Origin of the sequence: Streptomyces sp. 8L, from assembly GCF_020176795.1 — a bacterium.
Lineage (GTDB): Bacteria > Actinomycetota > Actinomycetes > Streptomycetales > Streptomycetaceae > Streptomyces.
The window spans coordinates 1-4603 of the sequence record NZ_JAIUKE010000632.1; the positions used below are offsets into that span (position 1 = coordinate 1).

2 protein-coding genes and 2 pseudogenes are annotated in these 4603 nt (G+C 70.3%); 3 read left to right on the forward strand and 1 reads right to left on the reverse strand.

Annotated features, from left to right (window positions below):
* Positions 1-824: 824 nt before the first annotated feature.
* The gene (locus LCE31_RS36060; protein ID WP_225022103.1) at positions 825-1589 is read left to right on the forward strand and encodes a hypothetical protein; all 765 of its coding nucleotides are present in this window, start codon (positions 825-827) and stop codon (positions 1587-1589) included.
* 65 nt (positions 1590-1654) lie between these two features.
* Here the strand turns inward: LCE31_RS36060 and nuoN are convergent.
* A pseudogene (gene nuoN, locus LCE31_RS36065) lies at positions 1655-2737 on the reverse strand (NADH-quinone oxidoreductase subunit NuoN); the annotation flags it as partial.
* A gap of 553 nt (positions 2738-3290) precedes the next feature.
* Here nuoN and LCE31_RS36070 point away from each other — a divergent pair.
* Both LCE31_RS36070 and LCE31_RS36075 read left to right on the forward strand, forming a co-directional pair.
* On the forward strand, positions 3291-4343 hold the full coding sequence (locus tag LCE31_RS36070; RefSeq protein WP_225022105.1) for a DUF6192 family protein: 1053 nt from the start codon (positions 3291-3293) through the stop codon (positions 4341-4343).
* Positions 4343-4603: pseudogene (locus LCE31_RS36075) on the forward strand (hypothetical protein); the annotation flags it as partial. The gene LCE31_RS36070 and the pseudogene LCE31_RS36075, both read left to right, overlap by 1 nt.

Below are 4603 nucleotides of genomic sequence, written 5' to 3' on the forward strand. Positions count from 1 at the left end.
CCTGCCCTGGGCGTCGATCACCACGCAGTGGTGATGTTCCTTGCCGATGTCCACTCCGGCCCAGATGTCGGGCACGGCCACCTCCGTCAGCTCGTCGTACATGAACCCAGCAGACGACCTCGCCGACGTTGTCCTACAAAGCGATCGCGTCGCGTCTCCCAATTAGCGGTCGAGTCGTCGCGGGGCTGCGGGCGGCCAAGTCTCCTGAGCCATCCAACGGCGACCTCATGCCAGCCATACCCACAGCCCCTGGGCCCTCGATCTTACGAATGACCGAAGCAACCCAGAAAGAAAGTGGGACAAGCTCAGAGTTCCCGAAGCGCGCGCCGTGGGGCTCGCGGACGGCCGGCCGTGACGCGCGGCGTTTGACTCACGGTACGCGCGTGACGCGAGCGTGCCCCGCACTGTGCCCTCTCGGACCTCCCGCTCGCGCCGGGCGCCTGATAATGCTGGAGGCAGCCGACCACACCGGGAGAAGAGGACCATGTCGTGCACGCACACGGAACCGGCAGGACTCCTGCCGCCGCACCACGCCGGAACACCGCCGACCGTGCGGCGCTGCCGGCACAGGCCTCGGCCGGACACCGGGCCGGGGCCACGGACGCGCCCTCCGTCCTGGCCCTCCAGCGCTCGGCGGGCAACGCCGCCGTGACGCGGATGGTACAGCGCGCCCCGGGCGGGCAGCCGGGCGCACACAGCCGTCGGCAGGGCGCCCCGGCGCCGCCGGCGCCGTCCCGGTACAGCGTTCCATCATCTACGGCCCCGGAGCCGAATGGGCGCGGACCAACCTCCCGCCGGACCGCTTCGCGGCGCTGCTCGAAAGCGTGTCGGGCGAGAAGGCGGGCAGCACATTCAGCATCCCGTACCAGAAGCTGTACGACGACCTCCAGGCCTCCTCCATCGAAACCGTGGTGGCAGAGGGACAGGTCTCCCAGGGGGCGCGGGCGCACTTCGATCCCAGCACCGACGGAGACGGCGGCACGCTGCGGATCACGCCGCCCGGACCGAACGCCTCGGCCGCGCAGTTGCGGGAGTTCGCGGCGACGGTGACGCACGAGATGCAGCATGCCCTCGACTCGGTCACAGGCCGTTTCAAATCCCAGGAGAAGCCGCAGACGATTAAGAAGCGGAGGATCTCCACGGAGCTGCGGGCATTCGGCCGGGAGGCCGCCGCCGCGCTCAAGCTGGCCCTGGGAGACAGCTACGACAAGAGCCAGGGCAAGCTCTCCGCGATCATCCTGAAGGGCATCCCCGGGGACCGGATCACGGACGAGCGCAGACAACTCGCCTACGAGTTCCACATGTTGGACAGCCAGAAGGCGGCGACTCCGGGCAAGGCCCTGAACGCCTTTGGCGGGATGCTGGACGTGAACGAGAGCAAGCTCCTTGAGCGCGTGGCGGGCTACCTGATCCAGTACAAACTGGTCCCAGAGACTCCGACCAGCGCGGAGGCCCTCCAGTGGCTGATGGACAAGCCCGAGGTCGTGAAGAAAGGGCTGGAGGAGGGCATCGCCCTGTTCCACAGCCAGCGCCCCCAGCCGAGGGCAGGGGAGGCGGCGGCCCCGCAGGTCCCCGCACCGGTCGGATAGGCACGCGGCGCGTGCCGCCACGTGTGTACGGAGACCGTCGCGCGAACGCCTCCGCCCGTACGGTGTCAGCGCGCGAACGTCCCCGCTTGGCTCGCCAGGTCGAGGAAGTACTGCGGCGCGATCCCGAAGACCAGGACCACCGCCACGCCCACAGCGATCGTCACCATCGTCAGCGGGGACGGGACCGCGACCGTGGGGCCGTCCGCCTTCGGCTCGCTGAAGAACATCAGGACGATGACGCGGATGTAGAAGAACGCCGCGATCGCCGACGAGACCACACCGACGATCACCAGCGGCACCGCGCCCCCGGCCGCCGCGGCCTTGAAGACCGCGAACTTGCCCGCGAAGCCCGACGTCAGCGGGATGCCCGCGAACGCCAGCAGGAAGACCGCGAACACCGCCGCCACGAGCGGTGAACGGCGGCCGAGACCGGCCCACTTGGACAGGTGCGTCGCTTCGCCGCCCGCGTCGCGCACCAGCGTGACGACGGCGAACGCGCCGACCGTCACGAAGGAGTACGCGACCAGGTAGAACAGCACGGACGAGATGCCGTTGGGCGACGCGGCGATCACACCGGCGAGGATGAAGCCCGCGTGCGCGATCGACGAGTACGCCAGCAGGCGCTTGATGTCGGTCTGCGTGATGGCGACGATCGCGCCACCGATCATCGTGATGATCGCGACGCCCCACATCACCGGCCGCCAGTCCCAGGTCAGGCCCGGCAGCACCACGTACAGCAGCCGCAGCAGCGCGCCGAACGCCGCGACCTTCGTGGCCGCCGCCATGAAGCCCGTGACCGGCGTGGGCGCGCCCTGGTAGACGTCGGGCGTCCACATGTGGAACGGCACCGCGCCGACCTTGAACAGCAGCCCCATCAGCAGCATCCCGCCGCCGATCAGCAGCAGGGCGTCGTTGCCCATGGTGCCGGCGAGCGCCGGATCGACGGTGCGCACCGTGCCGTCCACGACGTCGGCGATGCCGGCGTACGTGACCGTGCCCGCGTACCCGTACAGCAGGGCGATCCCGAACAGCAGGAACGCCGAGGAGAACGCGCCCAGCAGGAAGTACTTGACCGCGGCCTCCTGCGACATGAGGCGCTTGCGCCGGGCCACCGCGCACAGCAGGTACAGCGGCAGCGAGAAGACCTCACTGATACCAGCGGCGTGAGTGCCCATTTGCGAAGTCGCTGAAGTGATTTTCTTGTGGGCTTAGCCTGGTGTGGTGGCCGATGGTGATGGCCGGGCGGTGGTCCGGTACTGCCCGGTCTGTGGTGACCGGCTTCGGTTGGACGCCGGTCCGCGGGTCAGGTTCTGTTCGGCGGGGTGTCGTTCCAGGCACTGGCATCAGGCGCGCCGGGTGCGGGCGCGGGTGGTGGCGTTGACGAAGGCCCGGGATGCTGCGGAGTGTCCGTCGTGCGGGAAGCGGTGGACGCCGGGGGTGGAGCATCCGGCGGGCACGGTCTACTGCTCGCCGCGGTGCCGGACGAGGGCCTGGCGGCAGCGACAGGAAGTCCGGATCGGCGTCACTGTGACGCCGATCTGAACGTTCCATGTGTTCAAATACTTCCGGTTTTGACCGAGTTGACGTCATGTCTTGTTGACGATCTCGCGGTGGGAGCACTCTCCGAATGGAGCAAGGGGCCGCGGGTTCCTTGCGGCGTCTGGTGACGCGCCCGGCCTCGCAGGACAGGGGTGGTTCCCCATGCCGGAAGAGAAGATCGGACAGGTTTCCCGGCGCCGCTATGACGAGATCATCTCCGGTGACCGGGAGTTGGTCGCCCAGATCGGCCGGGCGATGTTCACCATCGGTGACCACGCGCTGGAGATCGAGCCGGTACGACCGGTCGGCGGGTCGGCCCCGGCGTCGGACACGCTGTTCGGGGTGAACGCGTCGTTGCAGGTCTATGCCGACGACATCGGCCTGTCGCTGAAGACGGTGCTGCACTACCGGTTCACCTCGCACCGGTGGCCGGCGGACCGGTGCCGGGAGGGCGTGTCCCACAAGGTCCACGCGGTGCTGGCCAACATCCCCGACGAGGACGAGCGGTTCACCGCGATCGGGCAGGTGCCGGTCGACGAGGTGACCGGGGTGCGCCGGTGGACGACGGACCTGGCCAAGAAGCGGGCAGGTCACCGGCCCGAGCGGCCGGGGACGGTGGAGGAGAAGGTGGAGCGCATCGCCGATCTGGCCGTCGACGAGGACGTCGCGGTCACCGCAGCCAGGGACGTGCTTCGCCGTCCGGCGGTAGCAGCACGGCTGCTCCAGGACAACGACGTGCGCCGCACCTTGAACGACGCGGCCACGCCCGAGCACCGGGTGGAGGCGGTGCACCACGCGGTCGCTGACGATGCCGCGGCGGCGAAGCCGGCGTCCGACGTGCTGCGCCGGCCGGAGGTCGCAGCGAGGGTGGCGGCCGATGACCGGGCCCGGCTGGCGGTCAACCGGGCCCAGGCTGAACGCTCCCGCCAGCAGGCGGAAGCCTTCCGCCGCGAGTCGCCGGTCGCGCCGGTGATCCGGCAGATCGAGCGGACGGAGGACTTCGTCGACCTGCTCGGATCGATCCACCGCTTCGTCCGCGAAGCCTCCCAAGCGGTCCCGAAACTGCGTGACCGCCGGTGGAGCGGGGATGAGCGCGAGGTCGTGCTGGCCAACGTCAGCCGGGCCCGGGCGGTGCTGGACTGGCTGGAGACCGCGGTGTCCACCGGGCGGGTCGACATGGACGAGGAACTCGCCCGCATGCTGCGGGGCGAGTAGTGGCCCGCAAGCGCTCCCCGGCCGCGGAGCGCCACGCCGAGCTGATCCAGATCGCGCTGCTGGAAGCAGCCCCGTCCGGGCTGCCGTTCAAGCGCCTGATGGGGGCCTGTGAGCTGAGCGAGTACCAGACCCGCAGCGGTCTGACCGCGCTGCGGGACCTGGCCGGGGGGGGGGGGGGGGGGGGGGGGGCGCGGGGGGGGGGGGCCGGGCGGCGGGGGGGGGGGCCGGGGCGCGCGGGAGACCGCGGCCGGGGCCGGGAG

Coding starts and splice junctions, on each gene's coding strand:
- LCE31_RS36070 (WP_225022105.1), top strand. CDS start 3,291: ATGCCGGAAGAGAAGATCGGACAGGTTTCCCGGCGCCGCTATGACGAG.